At 44.1% G+C, this 19,481-nt stretch carries 22 protein-coding genes; 17 read left to right on the plus strand and 5 right to left on the minus strand.

Translation table 11 applies throughout. The features are described 5' to 3' along the window. Positions 1–90: 90 nt before the first annotated feature. Together ACXACN_RS16790 and ACXACN_RS16795 are read left to right on the plus strand one after the other, a co-directional pair. Positions 91–1,419 carry an FAD-dependent oxidoreductase gene (locus ACXACN_RS16790; RefSeq protein ID WP_474965956.1) on the plus strand — a complete coding sequence of 443 codons (1,329 nt, stop codon included), beginning with the start codon at positions 91–93 and terminating at the stop codon, positions 1,417–1,419. A gap of 66 nt (positions 1,420–1,485) precedes the next feature. Next, entirely contained in the window at positions 1,486–2,577 is a 1,092-nt protein-coding gene (locus ACXACN_RS16795) for a nitric oxide synthase oxygenase (protein WP_474965957.1), read from the plus strand. A gap of 65 nt (positions 2,578–2,642) precedes the next feature. Here ACXACN_RS16795 and ACXACN_RS16800 read toward each other — a convergent pair whose 3' ends face one another. Continuing rightward, positions 2,643–3,425, minus strand: a complete 783-nt coding sequence (locus tag ACXACN_RS16800; RefSeq protein WP_474965959.1) for a carbon-nitrogen family hydrolase — start codon at positions 3,423–3,425, stop codon at positions 2,643–2,645. Positions 3,426–4,154: 729 nt separating this feature from the next. Between ACXACN_RS16800 and ACXACN_RS16805 the strand changes: the two genes are divergently transcribed. The 7 genes from ACXACN_RS16805 to ACXACN_RS16835 all read left to right on the plus strand — a co-directional run bounded on the left by ACXACN_RS16805 (position 4,155) and on the right by ACXACN_RS16835 (position 10,675). Beyond that, the gene (locus ACXACN_RS16805) at positions 4,155–5,900 is read left to right on the plus strand and encodes a LytS/YhcK type 5TM receptor domain-containing protein (protein ID WP_474965960.1); all 1,746 of its coding nucleotides are present in this window, start codon (positions 4,155–4,157) and stop codon (positions 5,898–5,900) included. Further along, positions 5,897–6,625 (plus strand): LytR/AlgR family response regulator transcription factor, encoded by a 729-nt coding sequence (locus tag ACXACN_RS16810; RefSeq protein ID WP_474965962.1) that lies wholly within the window; start codon positions 5,897–5,899, stop codon positions 6,623–6,625. Before ACXACN_RS16805 ends, ACXACN_RS16810 begins: the two co-directional genes overlap by 4 nt. 139 nt (positions 6,626–6,764) lie before the next feature. After that, a complete protein-coding gene (locus tag ACXACN_RS16815; RefSeq protein ID WP_474965964.1) occupies positions 6,765–8,207 on the plus strand; it encodes a carbon starvation CstA family protein in 1,443 nt (480 codons plus the stop codon). 304 nt (positions 8,208–8,511) lie between these two features. Continuing rightward, a complete protein-coding gene (locus ACXACN_RS16820; protein ID WP_474965966.1) occupies positions 8,512–8,787 on the plus strand; it encodes a GNAT family N-acetyltransferase in 276 nt (91 codons plus the stop codon). Between the two features lie 14 nt (positions 8,788–8,801). Beyond that, positions 8,802–9,260, plus strand: coding sequence for a GNAT family N-acetyltransferase (locus ACXACN_RS16825; RefSeq protein WP_474965967.1), 459 nt, complete (start codon positions 8,802–8,804; stop codon positions 9,258–9,260). A gap of 26 nt (positions 9,261–9,286) precedes the next feature. Continuing rightward, positions 9,287–10,168 (plus strand): diacylglycerol/lipid kinase family protein, encoded by an 882-nt coding sequence (locus ACXACN_RS16830; protein ID WP_474965969.1) that lies wholly within the window; start codon positions 9,287–9,289, stop codon positions 10,166–10,168. Between the two features lie 63 nt (positions 10,169–10,231). Continuing rightward, the gene (locus ACXACN_RS16835; RefSeq protein ID WP_474965971.1) at positions 10,232–10,675 is read left to right on the plus strand and encodes a YueI family protein; all 444 of its coding nucleotides are present in this window, start codon (positions 10,232–10,234) and stop codon (positions 10,673–10,675) included. Between the two features lie 66 nt (positions 10,676–10,741). On the opposite strand, the gene ACXACN_RS16840 is transcribed toward ACXACN_RS16835, so the two are convergent. After that, positions 10,742–10,933, minus strand: coding sequence for a hypothetical protein (locus ACXACN_RS16840; protein ID WP_474965973.1), 192 nt, complete (start codon positions 10,931–10,933; stop codon positions 10,742–10,744). Positions 10,934–11,678: 745 nt separating this feature from the next. Between ACXACN_RS16840 and ACXACN_RS16845 the strand changes: the two genes are divergently transcribed. Then, positions 11,679–12,317, plus strand: coding sequence for a lytic transglycosylase domain-containing protein (locus ACXACN_RS16845; protein ID WP_474965975.1), 639 nt, complete (start codon positions 11,679–11,681; stop codon positions 12,315–12,317). A gap of 66 nt (positions 12,318–12,383) precedes the next feature. Here the strand turns inward: ACXACN_RS16845 and ACXACN_RS16850 are convergent, their stop codons facing one another. Then, positions 12,384–12,935, minus strand: coding sequence for an NADPH-dependent FMN reductase (locus ACXACN_RS16850; protein WP_474965976.1), 552 nt, complete (start codon positions 12,933–12,935; stop codon positions 12,384–12,386). Positions 12,936–13,249: 314 nt separating this feature from the next. On the opposite strand from ACXACN_RS16850, the gene ACXACN_RS16855 reads away from it, so the two are divergent. The 6 genes from ACXACN_RS16855 (at position 13,250) to ACXACN_RS16880 (ending at position 16,507) form a co-directional block, all read left to right on the plus strand. Beyond that, positions 13,250–13,531: a YkvA family protein gene (locus tag ACXACN_RS16855; protein WP_474965978.1), complete on the plus strand. Its 282-nt coding sequence runs from the start codon at positions 13,250–13,252 to the stop codon at positions 13,529–13,531. 73 nt (positions 13,532–13,604) lie between these two features. Then, positions 13,605–14,021, plus strand: a complete 417-nt coding sequence (locus tag ACXACN_RS16860; RefSeq protein WP_474965979.1) for an organic hydroperoxide resistance protein — start codon at positions 13,605–13,607, stop codon at positions 14,019–14,021. 148 nt (positions 14,022–14,169) lie between these two features. Beyond that, on the plus strand, positions 14,170–14,454 hold the full coding sequence (locus ACXACN_RS16865; RefSeq protein ID WP_474965981.1) for an iron-sulfur cluster assembly accessory protein: 285 nt from the start codon (positions 14,170–14,172) through the stop codon (positions 14,452–14,454). Between the two features lie 109 nt (positions 14,455–14,563). After that, the gene (locus ACXACN_RS16870) at positions 14,564–15,175 is read left to right on the plus strand and encodes a metal-dependent hydrolase (RefSeq protein ID WP_474965982.1); all 612 of its coding nucleotides are present in this window, start codon (positions 14,564–14,566) and stop codon (positions 15,173–15,175) included. A gap of 157 nt (positions 15,176–15,332) precedes the next feature. After that, complete coding sequence (locus ACXACN_RS16875) at positions 15,333–16,355, plus strand: AimR family lysis-lysogeny pheromone receptor (protein ID WP_474965984.1); 1,023 nt, start codon at positions 15,333–15,335, stop codon at positions 16,353–16,355. Positions 16,356–16,369: 14 nt separating this feature from the next. Beyond that, a complete protein-coding gene (locus tag ACXACN_RS16880; protein WP_474965985.1) occupies positions 16,370–16,507 on the plus strand; it encodes a hypothetical protein in 138 nt (45 codons plus the stop codon). Positions 16,508–16,603: 96 nt separating this feature from the next. Here ACXACN_RS16880 and ACXACN_RS16885 read toward each other — a convergent pair whose 3' ends face one another. Both ACXACN_RS16885 and ACXACN_RS16890 read right to left on the minus strand, forming a co-directional pair. After that, the gene (locus ACXACN_RS16885; RefSeq protein ID WP_474965987.1) at positions 16,604–18,112 is read right to left on the minus strand and encodes a BCCT family transporter; all 1,509 of its coding nucleotides are present in this window, start codon (positions 18,110–18,112) and stop codon (positions 16,604–16,606) included. An 85-nt stretch (positions 18,113–18,197) separates the two neighbouring features. Next, positions 18,198–18,749, minus strand: a complete 552-nt coding sequence (locus ACXACN_RS16890) for a GNAT family N-acetyltransferase (RefSeq protein ID WP_474965988.1) — start codon at positions 18,747–18,749, stop codon at positions 18,198–18,200. Between the two features lie 126 nt (positions 18,750–18,875). Here ACXACN_RS16890 and ACXACN_RS16895 point away from each other — a divergent pair, with 126 nt between their 5' ends. Beyond that, positions 18,876–19,442 carry a nucleotidyltransferase domain-containing protein gene (locus tag ACXACN_RS16895; RefSeq protein WP_474965990.1) on the plus strand — a complete coding sequence of 189 codons (567 nt, stop codon included), beginning with the start codon at positions 18,876–18,878 and terminating at the stop codon, positions 19,440–19,442. Positions 19,443–19,481: the final 39 nt, after the last annotated feature.

Genomic DNA, 19,481 nt, shown 5'->3' on the forward strand with positions numbered 1-19,481 from the left:
TATGGTTAGTTTAACATGAGAGAAGTTTGAGAGGGAACCATATAGGCAAAGAATAAGAGAATAGAAGGTACGTAAAAAGGAGTGATTGGGTTGGATTTTGTTATTATCGGAGGAGATGCTGCCGGGATGAGTGCAGCTATGCAAATTGTTAGAAATAGCGAGGGGCACACGATTACCGTATTAGAACAAGGAGGAATCACCTCTTATGGACAATGCGGACTGCCGTATGTATTGAGTGGTGAGGTAGAGTCAACGGATGACCTCATCGCCCGTGACCCTGAAACGTTTCGAGGGAAATATGGCATCGACGTTCGAACGTATCACAAAGTCACCGAAGTGGATTGTGACCATAAAGTTGTTTACGGAAAAGATGACCAGGGACGTGAATTTGAGTTGTCTTATGATCGTCTCTTAGTCGCTTCTGGAGCGTCACCAGTCATGCCTCCATGGGAAGGCCGGGAACTTGAAGGCATTTACACACTAAAGACCATTCCCGATATAAAGGAGATCATGGCGGCAACCACAAAGGAAAAGAAACAAGTGACCATCATCGGCGGAGGATACATTGGTCTTGAAATGGCCGAAAGCTTCGTGTCCGTAGGAAAGAAAGTACGGCTGATTGACCGTGGGCCCCAACTGGCGAAAATTTTCGATGAGGATATGGGGGAGAAAATCCACGAAGAAGCAGAGCGAAACGGTGTGGAACTGCACCTTGGAGAATCGGTCGAAGGATTCAAAGGAGATGATCATGTTCATTCGGTCATCACCGATCAAGGAGAATATGAATCGGATCTTGTTCTTGTTGCCGTAGGGGTCGCACCGAATTTATCCTTTATGAGAAATACAGGAGTGTACAAAGGGAGAAACGACGCGATCTCCGTCAATGCCTTTATGGAAACAAGCATTTTGGACATTTATTCTGCCGGGGATTGTGCCACCCAGTATCACCGGATCAAACGGAAAGAGGACTATATCCCATTAGGTACGCATGCCAACAAGCAAGGACAAATTGCAGGACTCAACATGATCGATAAGAGAAGATCGTTCCGAGGGATTGTGGGTACTTCGATATTAAAGTTCTTTGATTTAACGCTTGCCCGAACCGGTCTTTCGGAACGGGAGGCTAAAAATGAAAAGATTCCATTTAAAACGATGACCATCAAATCGACACATGCCGCCGGCTATTATTCGAAAGAGGACCCGATGACATTAAAGGTTGTGTATCATGAGCAAACGAGGCAGTTGCTTGGAGCTCAAATTATCGGAGGACAGGGGTCTGATAAACGAATCGACGTCCTCGCCACTGCTCTTTTCCATGAAATGACGATAGACGAGTTGGAAGACCTGGACCTCGCCTACGCTCCTCCTTATAACAGCGTGTGGGACCCTGTACAACAGCCCGCCCGTAAAGCAGACTGAATCGTGTAGGTCTGTCTTCATGTATGGTAGGATAGGAATGAAGCACCATACAGGAGGATTCATGCTGTGAATACAGATTTATATAAAAAGGCGGAAGCGTTTCTTCGCCAATATCATCAGGAAAAACAGCTTACTGGTACAGATGAGAGGCTCAAGGAAATTGAGCAGGAAATCAGTGAGACAGGGAGCTATACCCATACCTATCATGAACTTGAATACGGCGCCAAGGTCGCCTGGCGGAACAGCAACCGCTGCATTGGGCGTCTTTTCTGGAATACATTGAATGTTTTTGATGCCCGACATATTGATACAGAGGAAGGCATGCGTGATGCTCTCCTTGACCATTTGGATTATGCGACGAATGGCGGGCGCATCCGTTCAACAATCACCATCTTTAAACCCAAGACCTCAGAGGAAGATGTACGCGTTTGGAATCACCAACTGGTCCGTTACGCTGGCTATGAAGAACACGGAAACGTTACAGGTGACCCTGCTTCTATAGCATTTACGAAAGAATGTCAGCAGCTAGGATGGGAAGGGGATGGCACAGCATTTGATGTGCTGCCTCTGGTGGTACAAATGAATGGACGGAGGCCCGTGTGGTTCGATATTCCTTCTTACAAGGTGAAGGAAGTTCCGCTGCGTCACCCTGAATTTACATGGTTTGAAGATTTAGACCTGCGTTGGTATGCTGTCCCGGTTATTTCCGATATGCGACTTGAAATCGGCGGGCTGGATTATACAGCGGCTCCGTTCAACGGTTTTTATATGGAAACGGAAATTGGTGCCCGTAACCTAGCCGATGACTTTCGATATGACCTTTTGCCCGTTGTAGCAGAAGCCATGGGACTTGATACGAAACGACATTCATCCTTATGGAAGGATCGAGCCTTGGTTGAGCTTAACCAGGCTGTGCTGTTTTCCTATCAATCCGATGGTGTAACCCTTGTTGACCACCACACAGCCGCTCAACAGTTCCATCAGTTCGAGAAAAAAGAACATGCATGTGGACGTGAGGTCACCGGTGACTGGACATGGCTCATCCCACCGGTTTCACCAGCAACGACACATATTTTCCATTCGGCATACGAAAACCGGATGGATACTCCGAACTATTTCTATCAAACACCGGCTTATGAAAAAAATCCTTCCGATTGATTCGGAAGGATTTTTTTATTTTCTTATTTAAAGATGGTATTGATCAACAGTGATAAAAGAAGAAATCATTCATACAGGTCCGGACGTCGGTCCTGAAAAATAGGGATTTGCTCACGGATAGCTTCGACAGCAGTGAAGTCGACCTCCGCATATACGATTTCCTCATCAAAACCACCTTCAGCGATCACATTGCCCCACGGGTCCACAACGATGGAATGGCCTCCAAATTCATTGTTTTGATCCGCACCTACACGGTTGCATGCGATGACGAAGCATTGATTTTCAATGGCCCGGCTAATCAATAGATTGCGCCAATGCTCAACCCTCGGTTTTGGCCACTCGGCAACGACAAACAACCCACGTGAACCATTCAACATGTGTGTTCTCATCCATTCAGGGAAGCGGATATCATAACAGATTACACCGGCTACCGGCACATCTTCAAGATCGAAGTTTCCTTTTTGATTCCCTGATTCTAAATGCTTTTCTTCATTCATCAAACGGAATAAATGCGCTTTCCGGTAAGTTACGAGACGCTCCCCAACCGCGTTATAGGCAACGAATGTGTTGTAAAACTTCCCATTCTCTTCTTCTGCCACAGAACCAGCAATGGTGACCTCAAGTTCCTTTGCTAATGAGATCAAGAGCTGATGTGTTGGTCCTTCGAGTGTTTCAGCTATCTCTTCAAAACGGGAAAGGTCATAGCCTGTCGTCCATAATTCAGGCAACAAGATGACCTCGCTTCCTTGTGCAGCGGCTTCTTTAATTTTCTCCTGTGCGTGTTTCCGGTTCTCTTCTGGATTTCCAAAGACGATGTCCATTTGTATGATTGCTATTTTTGTTGTCATCCTATCACCTCATTTTCTTTTTAGTGTATCAAAAAATTCTGACGTTTCCCTAATGTTTTCTAACCGTCATTCTTCTGAAAGGTCTTACTTTTATTCTGTGTATCGAAACAAACCGTCCATGCTACAATAAACATAACCTACTATTCGACTATATGGCAGGATTGTGGAATACTCAGGATCGAGATGTTTCGGGGTTCGTTGCTGAGTTGACCGTCAGGGGTGGGGAGCCACTCGCTTTCCTTTGGTGATTGAGGCAAGCCAGCTAAAGCTCTGCGGGGTCTCGCCAGCCATTCCATTCCCGCGGGAGTCTCGCAGCTTCCCAACCACCCCATTCCATGCATTAGAGAAACGAACCTACGCACACGCTTGGAGGGTCTTCTAAAATCACTGCTTACTAACTGAAAAGCGCTATATAGCAAGCTTTAGAATACAATTGGATCTTTCTTTCAGTTATATAGACCAAATCCTATGACCCAGAAAAACTGCTATTCTGGAAGTAGTTTCGAGATACTTATATGGGAAAGGGGCGGAGGGGAATGGCGAGACTCCTGCGGGAAAAAAGTGCAGGGTGAGACCCCACAGGACGCAGTCCGAGGAGGCTCACCGCGCTCCCGCGGAAAGCGAGCTATTCCCCGCAGCCCTCATCCACTCAACAAAAGCCTCGAAACTGAGTCTTAAACTAAAAGGGAGCATATATGAAAGAAAGGGAAGGAAGAAGGAGGTGGGATTATGTTTGAGTTGTTCCTCCCAATGCTTGAGAGGCTTGGAATTATTGTAACGGTCGCTTTCATTATTACTCGCTTTCGTTTTTTCCGAGAGTTGATCGACCAAAAAACTTTGGATCAACGTCAGCGATACATGGCGATCGCTTTCTTCGGGTTGTTTGGAATTATTGGTACATATACAGGCATCACGTATGACACAAGTTCACTTGATTATGGACGGTGGGCTTATAATCTTATCGAATCGGAAGCACTGGCGAATTCAAGGGTGATCGGCATTGTGGCTGCCGGCCTTTTCGGAGGTTACCGGATTGGCATAGGGGCCGGGATCATAGCTGGCTTGCATCGCTTTTTTCTTGGAGGTTTCACGGGAGTCGCTTGCGGAATTTCAGCCGTAGTAGCAGGGATCATCGCTGGTTACTTCCATAAAAAAGAGGAACCTTTGAAACTGAAGACGGCGCTGTTTGTAGGGGCCCTTGCAGAGACAGTGCAGATGGGGATCATTCTCCTCATCGCTGATCCATATCCACGTGCATGGTCCCTTGTCCAGGAAATTGGAGTTCCTATGATTGTGGCGAATGGACTTGGATCTGCGTTGTTTTTATTGATCATTCGCAATGTTCTTCATGAAGAAGAGAAAGTTGGAGCATTACAGGCCCAAAAAGCACTCAAATTAGCTGAATCGACGGTGTCCCATCTTCGAAAAGGGTTGACGATGGACTCTGCAGAAAAGGCGTGTCGGATCATTTATGGGGAAGTCCAAGTGAGTGCAATTTCTATGACGGATAAACAAAAAATCCTCGCTCATGTGGGACAGGCGGATGATCATCATAAGGCGGGAGAGCCGATCCAAACAGACGCTACCCGTGATGTCATTGAGACTGGGGAGCGTGTCGTAGTCAGACATGAAGAGATTCAATGTCAACATCCAGGTTGTCCGCTTGGGGCAGCCGTGATCGTTCCATTGAAGAAGCGGCAAGAAGTCGTCGGAACATTGAAGTTTTACGTTTCATCACAAAAAGACATCTCTAATGTTCTTTTGGAGTTGATTCAAGGGTTGAGCGCTCTTCTTAGTCAGCAGCTTGAGCTTGCTGATGCTGAAAAAGCACAAGAACTGGCACGCGAAGCTGAAGTGAAGGCCTTGCAGGCACAAGTCAATCCACACTTTTTGTTCAATTCGTTAAACGTCATCGTGTCATTGACTCGTACGGAACCTGACCGCGCAAGAGCACTTCTTATCGCTCTCTCCCGGTTCTTTAGGCAAAACTTAGGGGCAACCACAAAAACATGGATGACTTTAAAAGAAGAGTTGAAACATGTGAAGTCTTATCTGCTCATTGAAGAAACACGCTTCGTCGATCGCCTGCATGTTCATTATGATATTGATGAATCAGCCTTAGAAGCACGAATCGCTCCCTTGACCTTGCAGCCGCTGGTCGAGAACAGCATCAAGCATGGAATCAGAAACCAGGACGGGGGAGCTGAAATCACGATCTCCATCCGTAGGGATGGAGAACATGTCAATATCAGTGTGGCGGATAACGGACAAGGAATTGAGCCGACCAGGTTACGAACGTTGGGAGAAAAATCGGTATCGTCTGAAAGTGGGACGGGATTTGGGTTGTATAATGTCAACAAACGCTTAGAATACATGCATGGAAAGAATGCGAAGCTACGAATAGAAAGCGAACAGGGACAAGGGACAACCATTGCATTTACGGTCCCTCTTCACAAAAAGGAGTCAGAGTCATGAACGGAAAAATAACCGTGCTTATCGTCGATGATGAGCGGTTCAGTCGAGACGAATTGAATTTTTTACTTGAACGTTATGAGAGCATAGAAGTTGTAGGAGAAGCTGGGTCAGGCGATGAAGCAGTCATGCAGACGTTGAAGCTTCAGCCGGATGTCCTATTTCTTGATGTAGAGATGCCGAAGATGGATGGAATGGCGGTAGCGAAGGCGGTTCAAGAGCTGAAGAAAGTTCCGGAAATCGTTTTTGCCACCGCTTACCCAGATTTTGCGGTGGAAGCATTCCGTCAAAAGGCGATCGATTACTTACTCAAACCCTTCGATGAAGAACAGTTAAGTGAAACTGTAGAAAGGATAGAAAATAAATGTAAGCCTGTGGAAGTGAAGCCCGTCCAACCTCCTTCCAAATTGGCTGTTGAAGTAGAAGACACGATTGAGTACCTGGACCCAGCTGAAATCATGTACGTACACAGAGAAGATCGGGTAACGAAAATTGTCGGCAAACAAAGGGTCTACGAGACAAAAGATGCACTTAAAGATGTAGAGAAGCGGCTTCATGGCTTTTCTTTTTTCAGAATCCATAAAAGTTATCTTGTGAACCTGGATTACGTGCATCGGCTAACTCCGTGGTTCAATGGAGCCTATCAGCTGGAACTTCTGGATACAGAGGAAAAGCTTTCCGTAAGTCGGAACTATGTGAAGGAATTACGAAAGAAGCTGGAATTGTAATGGGGTTGTATTTCGATCATGATTTTCGACATCTTGAACATCAATCTTGACATGTTAATCTTAAATCCCCTTTTGTAAGCGTTCTCTTGATATATTGTTTGTAAGCGATTACAGACGAGCGCGAAAAGGAGGATGCTAAATGATTACTTTTCTAGTGAGTATTGCACTTTTAATTGTCGGTTATCTTACGTACGGTAAATATGTTGAAAAAATGTTCGGTGTCAACGCAGGTCGTGAAACACCTGCTTATTCCCACGGTGATGGTGTCGATTACCTGCCTATGGGAGAGAAGAAGAATGCTTTAATCCAGCTCTTGAACATCGCGGGAGTGGGGCCGATTTTCGGTCCAATTCTCGGAGCCCTATACGGCCCGGTCGCTTTTCTATGGATTGTGTTTGGAGCCATTTTTGCGGGAGCTGTCCACGATTATTTAACAGGGATGATTTCCATCCGTAACCGTGGTGCCCACCTTCCTGAACTCGCAGGGAAGTTTTTAGGGAAAGTCATGAAACACGTCGTCAACGCGTTTGCGATCCTTTTACTTGTTCTTGTAGGAACTGTATTCGTTACAGCACCTGCGGATCTTTTACACAACATGACAAGCAGCTGGCTCGCTCTACCTGTTATTTTACTTGTGATTTTTGCTTACTATCTATTAGCAACGATGCTTCCAATTGATAAGATTATCGGCCGCTTTTATCCGATCTTCGGGGCTCTTCTGCTCATTAGTGCCATTGGAGTTGGAGTATCCCTTGTTGTAACTGGAGCACCTATTCCAGAATTGAGCTTTACTAATATGCACCCAGACAACGCACCGATTTTTCCATTGTTGTTCTTAACTATTTCTTGTGGTGCCTTGTCAGGGTTTCATGCGACCCAGACACCTATCATTTCAAGAACGACGCAAAAAGAAAAACAAGGACGTCGTATTTTCTACGGAATGATGATTGCAGAAGGAATTATTGCAATGATCTGGGCAGCGGCAGCAATGAGTTTGTTCAACGGTTCTGCAGGACTCAATGAGATTCTTGCAAGCGGTGGACCAGCAGCTGTTGTCAGTGAAGTCTCAATCGCTATGTTGGGTGCTGTGGGTGGTACTCTGGCTGTCCTTGGTGTCATCATTCTGCCAATCACATCCGGAGATACAGCATTCCGAAGCGCTCGTATGATTATAGCGGACTATATTAAGGTTCCACAAAAGAAAATTATGAGCCGTGTATGGATTGCTCTTCCACTGTTCGTCATCTCATTCGCTTTGACACGCATTGATTTCACATTGCTATGGAGATACTTCTCCTGGGCAAACCAATCAACAGCCGTCATCGCGCTTTGGGTAGGAGCCATGTACCTGTTCCTTTCCCGTAAAAATTACTTCGTCGCCGCCGTGCCTGCGACCTTCATGACTATGGCCACATTCACCTATATCCTGAATGCTCCGATCGGATTCGGATTGTCTCTGAATGTTTCTTACGTCGTTGCAGCACTCGGTACGGTTGCGGTCGTTACAGCGTTCATCATCGCCGCCCGCCGCGGATTAGAGAAGGACATCCCATTAGAGGAAGACTTAAAACAAACAGCATAACTTTGTAGAGCACTTACTATATATAGTAGGTGCTCTTTTTTTATATTTAATGAGGGAAGAGGAATGTTAAGCAACACTCTTTTGGTGTCGAATACTCAAATAAGGGTGTCGAATTCTAAAAAAGCGTTGTCGAATACTCAAATAACGCTGTCGGATACTAAAATTGTGTTGTCGAATACTCAAATAAAGGTGTCGAATTCTAAAATAGCATCACCGAATATCTCATCTTCAAAGCTCCTCGTTGAGCAGTTATGTTTTTCTTGAAGATGAAAGGGTATCCTTTATAGGGAAAGGAGAGATTGTCATGGAACAAGAAATCCAACAGAAAAATGGAACGTTTTATATAGGAGAGGAACAAGACCCAAAAGCTCAGCTTCTATTTGAAGAGAATGATAATACAATGGTCATTACAAGTACTTTCGTTGCGCCGTCTGAACGTGAACAAGGACTAGGCGGTGAATTGATTGATTATGCCGTGAATTACGCACGTAAACATAAGTTGAAAATCGACCCGGTCTGCTCCTTCGCCCGGGACGTTATAGAAAATACACCTGAATATCAAGTGGTGTTAAAAGCGTAGAGGAGGGGTTTTTGATGGTCGATATAAGGGAACCTGAGGAAAAGGATTTGATGCATTTTACAAGGTACAGCATTGATTTTCTTCATGTGACCAGCTCCGAAAGGCTGACCAATGATGAAGTGAAGAACCGCAAGTACTGGGCGGCCGATCAATTTTTAGCAAAAAACCCGAAACAGAAACTTCTGGTTGCTGATATGAATGGAAGAATGATCGGATATGTCCTGGGCATTATCGAAACACATGGGGAAGAGGCTGTGTACGGTTATGTGCGGGAAGTATTTGTGGATGAATTTTATAGACGGGAAGGCATAGGGACAAGCCTGTGTGACCAATTAGTCAACTGGATGAAAGAACAGGATGCAAAAGCTATCCAGACAAGTCTCCGGCCGCATCAGAATGGAGTGAGCGAATTCATCCGCAAAATCGGCTTCTCTTCTGTCAGCACCCTTTATGAATACCAATCAGAAGAATGATGGATGTTTGTGAGAGGAGAAAGAGAATGAAACAGGCTATGCTGATCGTAAACCCTTCTTCAGGAAAAGAAGAAGCCATCGATCATGTTGAAGAAATAGAAGAAATATTGACGGAAAAAGGATACGATGTGGAGGTTGCTCAAACAGAAAAAGAGCTGGATGCCACAAAATACTGCCAGAACGCCTGCAGAGATGAGTTTGACCTTGTCGTTTCTATGGGGGGAGATGGCACCCTGCATGAGACAATCAATGGGATGGTGGATGAAAGTCACCGACCTCTTTTGGGAATCATTCCACTTGGGACGGTTAATGATTTTGCAAGAGCCCTTAATATTCCATTGAAGGTGGAAGAAGCGATTGACGTTCTCCGCTCCGACCAGACAAAATCCGTAGATATCGGGAGAATTAATGACCAATATTTTGTTAATATCGTCGCAGCGGGAGCCCTTGCTGAAGCAACATATGAAGTGACTCCTGAACAAAAGACGAAATTTGGGCCGTTTGCTTATATGATGGAAGGAATGAAAACCTTGACCCAGCATAGCAGTTATCCCATGCGGATTGAATATGATGATAAAGCATGGGAAGGAGAGTCCTTTCTTTTCCTGGCGGCTTTAACAAACTCTGCCGGCGGTTTTGAAAAACTATCCCCGGAAGCGAATGTGAATGACGGAAAAATTCATGGGTATATCGTGCCTAAAGTGAACTTGATTCGTCTCGCATCCATTGTTTCGGCCATTCTTAGAGGTGGACTTAAGGATGAGCAGGATGTGGAATACTTCCAAGCGGATCATATCCGTATTACATCACAGGACAGGATGGTAACCAACGTCGACGGAGAAGAAGGCGATTCCCTGCCCGTGGAGTTGTCCGTTCTTCCATCTCACATATCCGTAGTTGTAAAATAGGGGAAGGCTGTCATGTGTACAGCCTTTTTTCTGTACCATACTAGGAGTGAATGAGGTGCAACTATGAAGAAACCAGATATGGAAGATTACTTACAGGAAGGAATGTATGGGAGCCGGCAGACAAAACCAGGAGAAAGAAAACAATACCTTGGTACACTGAGAGAACGAGTCCTTGTTGCCTTGACAAAAGGGCAAGTAATGCAGAAGCAGGGGCAGGAAGAGTTAGCAGACGAAATGAAAAGCTATCCAAATGCCGAGTTGCTGTTAAACGGTGATGTGAGCTACCGGTTCTTATCTCCCTACATGGATTTAGCCGAGCAGCATAACATTCACCACTCGATCGTTTCGAATCAGGGTACTCATTCAGAATTTGGGGCTGTCCTCACATTGGATTACGCGATTGAAAAAGAGGATATAAAGGTTGAAGAACACAAAGAACTGGAAGAGTCATCTGATGAGAATGGCTGGACAAACTTCTTCAAGTCGTTTTTCAAGTCACCCAAATAAAAGAAAGGCTGCGGAGGATCCGCAGCCTTTTTTCACACGTCCCTCCCACAGGGAGAGGCCATTTTTCTATTTGTACTGATTTAAGAACCTTGCCAGCCCGACGATAATAATAGCAAAAGAAAAAAGTATCATTGCGATATAGCCGGCGTAGAACAAGAATTGATCGAAGAAGTTTCCACCACTATCACCGAGACTGTAAAGCGCATACCCAGAAAGCAGAGCAGCTAGGAACAAAAAGACACGGTTGTTGAAATCCATCTTTATTCCACCTCCTTTGTACTTCAAATATATGATGTACAAACGTGGAATATTTAGCTTTTTAAAAATAATTTGCCAGCTTGTCCACACAAAGCACAAATCTTGTCTAATCCTAAGTCTTTATTCAACAATTTGGCAGTTTTGTGGAAGACTCAGTTTTCGAGATGGTTCGGGGTTCGTTGCTAAGTTGAGCGTCAGGGGTGGTTGGAAAGCGAGCTATTCCCCGTAGCCCCCATCCACTCAACAAAAGTCTCGAAACGGAGTCTTCAAGTAAAGGGAGCATTAGTAGGAATAAATGAGGATAAAAAAAGCCCCCTTTTGAATGGGCAAAAGGGGGAGATGGTATGTGTCTTCTCATTGAAGGGAGACAGACCATGAAATTTACAGGTATTTTTCCTGGCGGGGAAAAATAATAGGGTGATTCGACGTAAGAGACAAAAGAGAGTACTCAAGAAAGAAATGAATACATTTGAAAAAAGTTAGGTGCAATGTCGTGGACAACCAGCACGACAGGGCACGAGCACGATTCGGTATCTCTTTTGCTATTTTATATTGTATCACCTTTTTAGTGGGTGTTGCTTTGGGAAAAAAACGCTCAAAAATGATAACTGAATAGCGGTTTTAAGAAAAGATTTTCTCAAGTTTTGACTAGTATTGGTAAATTGTAAAATATACTCATAAGAGTGATTGTTGAAAAAGCATGAATCTTGTACACTTGATTTATTAACGATATGGAGATGAGTACATGGATGTCAGTAAGATCCAGCTAATGATTCAAATGCAGGCCATGTCTATGTTAGGGAATCGGAATTCGAACACTTTTTCAAGCGGTATGGAGGATATTACGTTTCAAAGCCTGTTCAACGCGGCGATGGAGCAATCGTATCGTTCAGCTGTACCTTCTTCGTCAAGCCAACGGTCACAACCAGTGCACAGCGTCAGTTTTAATCAAGGGGCAGTTCCTGCTCAACATATTAAGGAGTCGGATGATATTCCAAAGGTCACCGGTGGGAACGTAGATGTGGATCAGCTCATAAGAAAGGCTTCGGAGCGATATGGAGTTGATGAGAATTTGGTCCGTTCTGTCGTGAAGGCTGAATCAAACTTTGATGCTGGAGTCGTCAGTCACGCCGGGGCCCAAGGGTTGATGCAGCTTATGCCTGCGACGGCAGAGGGTCTTGGTGTAAAGGATCCATTTGATCCCGAGCAAAACTTGATGGGTGGGACAAAATACCTGAGGCAGATGCTCGATCGCTATGATGGCAATATCGAATTAGCGCTCGCTGCTTATAATGCTGGTCCTGGGAACGTAGATAAACATGATGGGGTACCACCATTCCGGGAAACGCAGAATTACATAACCAAAATACTCGGAAGAGCATAAAGAAGTGCGGGAGTCTTACATAGATCCCGCACTTCTTTCTATTGAAATGAAGATCCGCTCCATTTCCTATTTATCTGGTTCAAGTTCACGACTCATCTGCATGTATTGATTAAAGACGATCGTCATTTCTTTCAAGCGGTTGCGGACGTCTTCATCAATGAGCTCTCCTTGTGTGGAGAAGTGATTGGTATGAGTGTAGACGTAGTTCGGTGTCACCATGCACCGGAAATAATTCAGGATGGGTTTCAATTGATTTTCTACGACAAGGTGATGTTGCAAAGTTCCTCCATTGGCGACAATAGACACGGGTTTATAGCGCATTGCAAGTGGAGATACAGCATCGAATACGTTTTTCAAGGTGCCTGGAATTGAACCTTGAAAAACGGGAGTGGCAATGACATAAGCATCTGCTTCTTCAATTTCGCTGATCAATTTTTTCATATCTTCATTGTACTCTTCAGCAGGGCGGCCATCTACGAATTGAAGCTCGTAGTTCTCGAGGTCCACAATCTTCGTCGTATGATCCGTTGGCAGCTGTTGTATATATTTTTCGATTTCATCAAGGAGCGTCCGGGTCTTTTTCCCGACGATCGTTCCGTTCAATAGTAGGATCTTCATGACAACTTTCTCCCCTTCAATTTTCTTTGAGCTATTGTATCGTATGCAGAACTATATAAAGTGGGCTATGTAACTAATGGTAGTATGTGTTGGGATGGCCCGATTATCTTATGAAATTCTGCTTAGTGGGTGCGGTTCGAAATTCAACTGTCTTTTTTCATTCTGGGTAAGCATGAAAAAAGACGATTGGGACAGGTGTGGAATAGTCTCTTTTCTTTTTATGGTAAAGTATACGTCTTATTTAAGCAATTGTGAGGATTCCTCTTGCTTTATGTCGAAATAAGAAGTGTATAATAGGGGGAGGAGGGAAGACGATGATCCGTTTATGGCGAAGAATTAAGTTCCTTTTTAATGTTAGAAAATCGGTGCCTTTTCTTGTGCAGTTTTTTAAATCAAAAGATGTGAGTGCAGGGAAGAAGTGGTTTTCTGTTGGACTCTTAGTGGCTTATCTTCTGTTTCCATGGGACGTCATCCCGGATTTCCTCGTATTTCTCGGTCTTGTCGATGATTTGGCGGTGTTCACATACATCATGCAATGGATGGTGAAGATGGCTCCGGTGGACATGCAGAAGGAGTATCGCGTGTATGATGAATAGAAATGTTTAATCAACGGCAAGATGAGGTATGTAATTGTTGTGGATTCAATAATAAGTCAAGGAGTGATGGATAATGAGTAATGTAATGTTTACCGCACACGCAACAGCACAAGGTGGAAGAAACGGCCATGTAAAATCAGATGATGGTTTAATCGATTTGAACCTTTCTATGCCTGGTGAAGGTAATGAAAAAGGGTCAAATCCAGAGCAGTTGTTTGCAGCTGGCTATTCCGCTTGCTATGATGGGGCGTTGAACTTGGTTGCAAGTAAACAGAAGAAAGAGATCGAATCTGAAATCACTGCTGACGTCAGCCTATTGAAAGATGAATCGGACAATGGATTTAAAGTGGGAGTTGTCCTCAATGTGAAAGTGAAAGGCGTTTCTCAGGAAGAAGCGGAGTCACTTGCTGAGGAAGCACACAAAGTATGTCCATATTCTAAAGCGACAAGTGGAAACATCGACGTTGAAATCAATGCGAGCGCCGTATAAAAAAATAATCCTTCATCCCTGGTGGAACCTCCACCAGGGATTTTTATTTATGGGAAGGGAAGAATAGTGGAAACGTATGAGAAGCGATTCATATTACTACCAGGATCCTTGGTAATTATGGTATTTTATAGTCGAAGGGGTGAAGACGATGAAAATCACCGACCAAGCCAGGGATTTGCTGAGTCAAATCCTGGAAGATGAAGATGCAGCATGCCTGCGTTTGTTTTTTGCCGGTTACGGATGCGGGGAACCAGATATTGGGATGACGATTGGTGAACCGGAAGGCGATGATGAACTTCAGCATATCAATGCTATTCCAGTAGCCATAGATCGTAGAATTGCCCATATGACTGAATCCTTGACCATTGAAGGAAAGCAGACAATGGAAGGGCCGAAGTTTCAGATGCTGGGGCTGCCTGAGAAAGACTGTTGATTGATACCCACAGGTTCGTGGGTGTATTTTTATAAAAGGACCGTCCCGGAAATGGGCGGTCCACTTTTAGTGAATCGTACATACTTGTTAGAGAGGATCGCTGCACATCATGATGGCATCAGGACACCAGGTTGTGGGCTTCACTTTCGGGGTTGGGGCAATGACCTTACTCCCTACGTTCGAGTGGATGCCTGAACAACCTCTTCAAACGGTTTTATTTTTTGTGTTCGTTCTATTCGGCTCGCTTTTGCCGGATATCGACACTCCAACATCTACTCTTGGTCATAAGTTTTGGCGGGGACTCATGACGATCTTTACGGTCGCCTTTCTTTGTTACTTGTTTGTGCCGGAGTATTTGGATACATATCGAGACCAATTAAAAATATTTGTTATGCTGCTGTTACCTATCCTCATTATGATTCGTGGGCATAGAAAAATGACCCACTCTGTCTTATTTGTGGGGGTACTCATCGGATACGGCATCATCCTTGAGCAAGCATTCGCCATTCCTCGTATGTATATTGGGGGCTTGATCATCGGAGTGGTTTCCCATTTGTTCGGTGATTACATAACAAAAAAGGGAATCCCGTTGGCCTATCCCTTCTCAAAGAAACATTTACAATTTATCTTTACTTTTCGCACGGGATCCAACAGTGAGCGTCTCATTGTGTACAGCTTGCTTTTATGGAACGTGTGGTACCTTACCTCAAGCATTTTCTGACACTACAAAGGAGTAGTGTCTTTTTTTGTTTCCGCATTTGAGAATTTGGTAAGGTAATATATTCCATTAATATTTCAAGAGCTTTAAGATTTTGTATAGACATATTTTCGAAAATTCAATAAAATAAAGGTAAAGAAAGATAAGGAGGGCGTGTGTGATGACGGATGACCAATTAATTGAACCAAGCCCATTGCGGAAGCTTCAAATGAGCCGCACTTCCTCTTTATATGATGTTTACCTGGGCTATTTAAAAAAATTCTCTAGAAAAGACGCTGTCTTACATACCAAAGATTACATCCTTTCCCACTTCCCTACACATATCGATGAACAAATTGTCTGTATGGAATTTTTTTATATGAATGATTTTTTGAAAGAGTTGTCTGTCATTATTGCTTCCCCGTACATCGATAAAGGGGCAGGGCATCTGTATCGCGTCCTCCTGTCTCAGACAGGCAGAGATCAAAAGAAATATGTTTTAGATGATTTAAAAGGTCTCCATTTTACTCATCCATCATTGAGATGCCTGCATTTGTTCACTCTCGTTTATTCGTATCAGGATTTGAAAGTGTTTACAGCTTTAGACAAATATTTAGATGAATGTGATCAGGCGCTTCAGCATGTAGACGAGCCTTTGATGTATTATTACTTAAATCAACGTTATCAAGAGCTGCTTTTTTATCATTATTGGAAGACCAATAACTCCATTCTTGCAAGTCGTTATGCCTATAAAATGATTAATACAGAAGTTTCGCCAAGGAGAAAAAGTCGCATGCATCATGATTTGGCATTGTGTCAGCTCTTTAACGGCTATGAATCTTCTATGGAATCGTTATTAAAGTCTATGGAAATTGCGGAAAATCATCAGCTCTTGAAATTTTTAGAAACTGTGAAAAATCGCTCTCTGCCCTTCATATCTGCTTTTCACCAAAAAACAGAAGGGGTATCAACTACAGATCCTGTAGAGGGGGCGCACCTTGCTCTGGCGCGGGGAGATTATGAAAAAACTCAGCAGGTCTTGCTTACGTTGCCTTCCCTGACGCCCTTTCAGGAAAGTTATTTAGGGCTGGCTACAGGAAACAGGGAAATGCTGATGCATTCCTATCGACGTTTCATCCATGAACAAGGGGATTACTTCTTTGCCCAACTTCCGCTTGCTTATTTAGAAAGAATAGAAAAATAACAGGAGGTTTTTCTTTGATGAGAAGAATAGCTGGACTCGTTGTTGTTCTTTTTCTTACCATCGCAGCCGCTTGGGGAATAGGAGAGACCAAGACCACTCACGTGGATCCAGGAGATGGAGGATATTGGAGTATAGAGAATCCAGAAGTTTAAAGTTAACACAGATCAGGTGCCCTTCCTGTATTGGAGAAGGGCACCTTTTTGGTAATCCAGGAAATGATCCAATGGCTGGTTTTCTGATGTTCTTATCTAATCTTTCTTATTTTTGCGTCGTTCAGGCAGGGGTTCTTGACGGATCATCTTCGTAAACGCATACACGAATAGAATAATAATCACCGTAAACGGAAGTGCGGAAACGAGAGAAGCTGTCTGCAAGGCATCCAACCCACCCGCGACAAGCAACACGCCGGCAATCGCTGCCATTAGAATACCCCAAATGATTTTTATAGCAAGAGCGGGGGTCAGGCTGCCATTCGTTGTCATACTAGCCAAAATGTAAGTGGCAGAGTCAGCCGATGTGATCAAGAACGTCGCAATTAACAAAATCGATAAAAAGGATAGAATACCTGTGAGAGGCAGATATTCATAGGCTTCAAAGAGAGCGACTGTTATATCATTGTTGACCGCTTCAGCAATCTTCGTTCCGTTGTTCAGGTCACTATTTAAGGCTGTACCCCCGAAAACGGCAATCCATAAACAAGCGATCAACGGTGGGACGACAAGGACCCCAAAAATGAATTCCCTGATGGTTCGACCTCGGGAAACGCGGGCAACGAAAGCTCCAACGAACGGAGACCATGCAATGACCCACGCCCAATAGAAAATCGTCCATTCCCTGAGCCAGGTACCTCCTTCATAAGGGGTCAATCTTAGACTATACCCCACAAAATTTGAAATGTAATCTCCTATCCCCAAAGTGAAACTATTCAAAATAAAAACAGTGGGGCCGGCAAAGAAAACGAACAAGAGGAGGACTAAGCAAAGGGCCAAGTTTAAATTACTGAGCCATTTGATTCCTTTCTCCAATCCAGTACTGGATGAAGTTAAGTATAAGACGAGCAGCACCCCTGTAATGAGAAGTTGAATGGTTGTACTATTCGGAATGCCGAAAACCGCGTTCAATCCACCGTTCATTTGAAGGATTCCCAGTCCAAGAGACGTGGCGATCCCCATCACTGTAGCGATAACGGCTAAAGAGTCGATGGTGTATTTGACAGGCTTTGATTTTCCCAGTACGGGTTCAAGAGCGGTAGATACGAGACCATTCTTATCCTTTCTGAATTGTAAGAAGCCAATAAGCAGACCGACAATAGCAAATACAGACCATTGGTTGATGCCCCAGTGGAAAAAGGAATAGCCCATAGCGACACGCGCAGCCTCATTGGTTTGGGCATCCATTTCTGAAAATGGTGTTTCGAAAAAGTGGCTCATCGGTTCTGCTACTCCCCAAAATACGAGTCCTACACCGAATCCGGCGGAGAAGAGCATGCCGATCCACGTAAAGAATGGAAATTCAGGTTTTGAATCTTGAGGACCGATCTTGATTTTTCCATATTTACTCAGTCCAAGACCCGCCAGGAAAATGACAAATCCGAATACAGAGATGAGGTAAAACCAACCGAAATTAATGGTAGTAAATTCAAATAAGGCCCCAGCTACTGTACCGAAACCTTCAGGGTTGATTGCGCCAACGATGACGAGGACAGTGATGACGGTTGCAGAAATGAGGAAAACAGGGTTCTTGAGTTGATCTTTCATCGTGGACTCCTTTCATGAATCAAAATCGATAAACATGAATCAGATGGTCGATATAACCATTCCCTACATTTTCCTATTAAAAACATTACACATCGAATTCGGAACGGAGCATCCCCATAAGGATGGTGTCATAATAAGCACCGTTCACATATTCATTTTTTCTTAGTCTTCCTTCTGTCTGGAATCCTGCTTTTTCATAGAGTCTTAGTGCCTGTCTATTGCCGCTCCACGTATCCAGTTGAATACGTTCAAGATTCAGAGTGTAAAAGAGGTGTTTCAGCAACGTTTGGATGATATCTTCCCCATACCCATGCCCCCAGTATTCTCTTTCCCCGATGCTTAAACCAATCTCTGCTGAGCGTGTCACAGGATTGAGTTGCCTGTAGCTGCATTTTCCAATCGGCACCCCTGTACTGATGGTATAAACAATGAAAACACGCCCGTTTTCCCATAGAGGTTGAGCGGTAAGGTTTTTTTCATAGAAAGCTTCTAGGTCCTCTTTAGGATTATTGTTCTGATAGGCAGAAGCGCTTCCGTGACCAAGGTTTGCTATTTCTTCGTCATTCGCCCATTTGAATAAGTGTTTTAAGTCATCCTTTGATACAGGACGCAGTTCAACTAGATTACCTTTTAGCATATGAGTCCCTCCATGTTTTCTACTATATTCCATCGTATAAGAAAGCTTTTCCAAATGAAAGAGTAGGCGGAGGGGGGAGGTTAAGAGTTTTTCTACAAGGACAAGATGAAAGAGAGGAGGTGGCACATGTTTGAGAAATGTCATGACGTCTGCCAGTGGATCCATGCATTTGATCGGGATTGGATGTTTGCAGGTGGATGGGCGATTGATCTTCATATTGGGGAAGAAACCAGGCATCATGAGGATGTAGAAATTGCAATCTTTCGTGAAGATCAGCACGAACTATACCGAGCATTACAATCGTGGGATTTGTATGTTGTCGAACAGAAGGAACGGAAGCGTTGGGAGGGGGAGACCCTCCTCCTTCCTGTCCACGAAATCCATGCCTTTTCTCAAGAGGGTCATACATTAGAAATCCTTCTTAATGAAAAGAAAAAGCATCGATGGGAGTTTAGAAGAGACCCTTCCATTACATTTGAAATCAGTCGCATGCATTTACAGTCAGAGCATGGGTATCCATATTTGAACCCGGAGCTTGTCCTTCTCTATAAATCCACCTATACAAACGAAAAGGATAGGGAGGACTTCCAGCACGTATTCTCATACTTGAATGAACATCAAAAGGAGTGGTTAAAGCAGGCACTTATGCATCATCAACCAGAACACCAGTGGCTGGAAGCTTTGCTTTACTGAACACACCGACCGATAAAATTTATAAAGAGATAAAAGCCC

Source organism: Halobacillus sp. AWM4_238 (genome assembly GCF_056158265.1).

What these genes read in the sequence shown, in the direction of transcription:
- ACXACN_RS16825 (WP_474965967.1), top strand. Translation starts at nt 8,802, where the DNA reads ATGGTCGATATAAGGGAACCTGAGGAAAAGGATTTGATGCATTTTACA.
- ACXACN_RS16885 (WP_474965987.1), bottom strand. Translation starts at nt 18,112, where the DNA reads ATGAAAGATCAACTCAAGAACCCTGTTTTCCTCATTTCTGCAACCGTC.
- ACXACN_RS16820 (WP_474965966.1), top strand. Translation starts at nt 8,512, where the DNA reads ATGGAACAAGAAATCCAACAGAAAAATGGAACGTTTTATATAGGAGAG.
- ACXACN_RS16805 (WP_474965960.1), top strand. Translation starts at nt 4,155, where the DNA reads ATGTTTGAGTTGTTCCTCCCAATGCTTGAGAGGCTTGGAATTATTGTA.
- ACXACN_RS16815 (WP_474965964.1), top strand. Translation starts at nt 6,765, where the DNA reads ATGATTACTTTTCTAGTGAGTATTGCACTTTTAATTGTCGGTTATCTT.
- ACXACN_RS16800 (WP_474965959.1), bottom strand. Translation starts at nt 3,425, where the DNA reads ATGACAACAAAAATAGCAATCATACAAATGGACATCGTCTTTGGAAAT.
- ACXACN_RS16895 (WP_474965990.1), top strand. Translation starts at nt 18,876, where the DNA reads ATGTTTGAGAAATGTCATGACGTCTGCCAGTGGATCCATGCATTTGAT.
- ACXACN_RS16810 (WP_474965962.1), top strand. Translation starts at nt 5,897, where the DNA reads ATGAACGGAAAAATAACCGTGCTTATCGTCGATGATGAGCGGTTCAGT.
- ACXACN_RS16855 (WP_474965978.1), top strand. Translation starts at nt 13,250, where the DNA reads ATGATCCGTTTATGGCGAAGAATTAAGTTCCTTTTTAATGTTAGAAAA.
- ACXACN_RS16875 (WP_474965984.1), top strand. Translation starts at nt 15,333, where the DNA reads ATGACGGATGACCAATTAATTGAACCAAGCCCATTGCGGAAGCTTCAA.
- ACXACN_RS16835 (WP_474965971.1), top strand. Translation starts at nt 10,232, where the DNA reads ATGAAGAAACCAGATATGGAAGATTACTTACAGGAAGGAATGTATGGG.
- ACXACN_RS16840 (WP_474965973.1), bottom strand. Translation starts at nt 10,933, where the DNA reads ATGGATTTCAACAACCGTGTCTTTTTGTTCCTAGCTGCTCTGCTTTCT.
- ACXACN_RS16830 (WP_474965969.1), top strand. Translation starts at nt 9,287, where the DNA reads ATGAAACAGGCTATGCTGATCGTAAACCCTTCTTCAGGAAAAGAAGAA.
- ACXACN_RS16860 (WP_474965979.1), top strand. Translation starts at nt 13,605, where the DNA reads ATGAGTAATGTAATGTTTACCGCACACGCAACAGCACAAGGTGGAAGA.
- ACXACN_RS16870 (WP_474965982.1), top strand. Translation starts at nt 14,564, where the DNA reads ATGATGGCATCAGGACACCAGGTTGTGGGCTTCACTTTCGGGGTTGGG.
- ACXACN_RS16890 (WP_474965988.1), bottom strand. Translation starts at nt 18,749, where the DNA reads ATGCTAAAAGGTAATCTAGTTGAACTGCGTCCTGTATCAAAGGATGAC.
- ACXACN_RS16865 (WP_474965981.1), top strand. Translation starts at nt 14,170, where the DNA reads ATGAAAATCACCGACCAAGCCAGGGATTTGCTGAGTCAAATCCTGGAA.
- ACXACN_RS16850 (WP_474965976.1), bottom strand. Translation starts at nt 12,935, where the DNA reads ATGAAGATCCTACTATTGAACGGAACGATCGTCGGGAAAAAGACCCGG.
- ACXACN_RS16845 (WP_474965975.1), top strand. Translation starts at nt 11,679, where the DNA reads ATGGATGTCAGTAAGATCCAGCTAATGATTCAAATGCAGGCCATGTCT.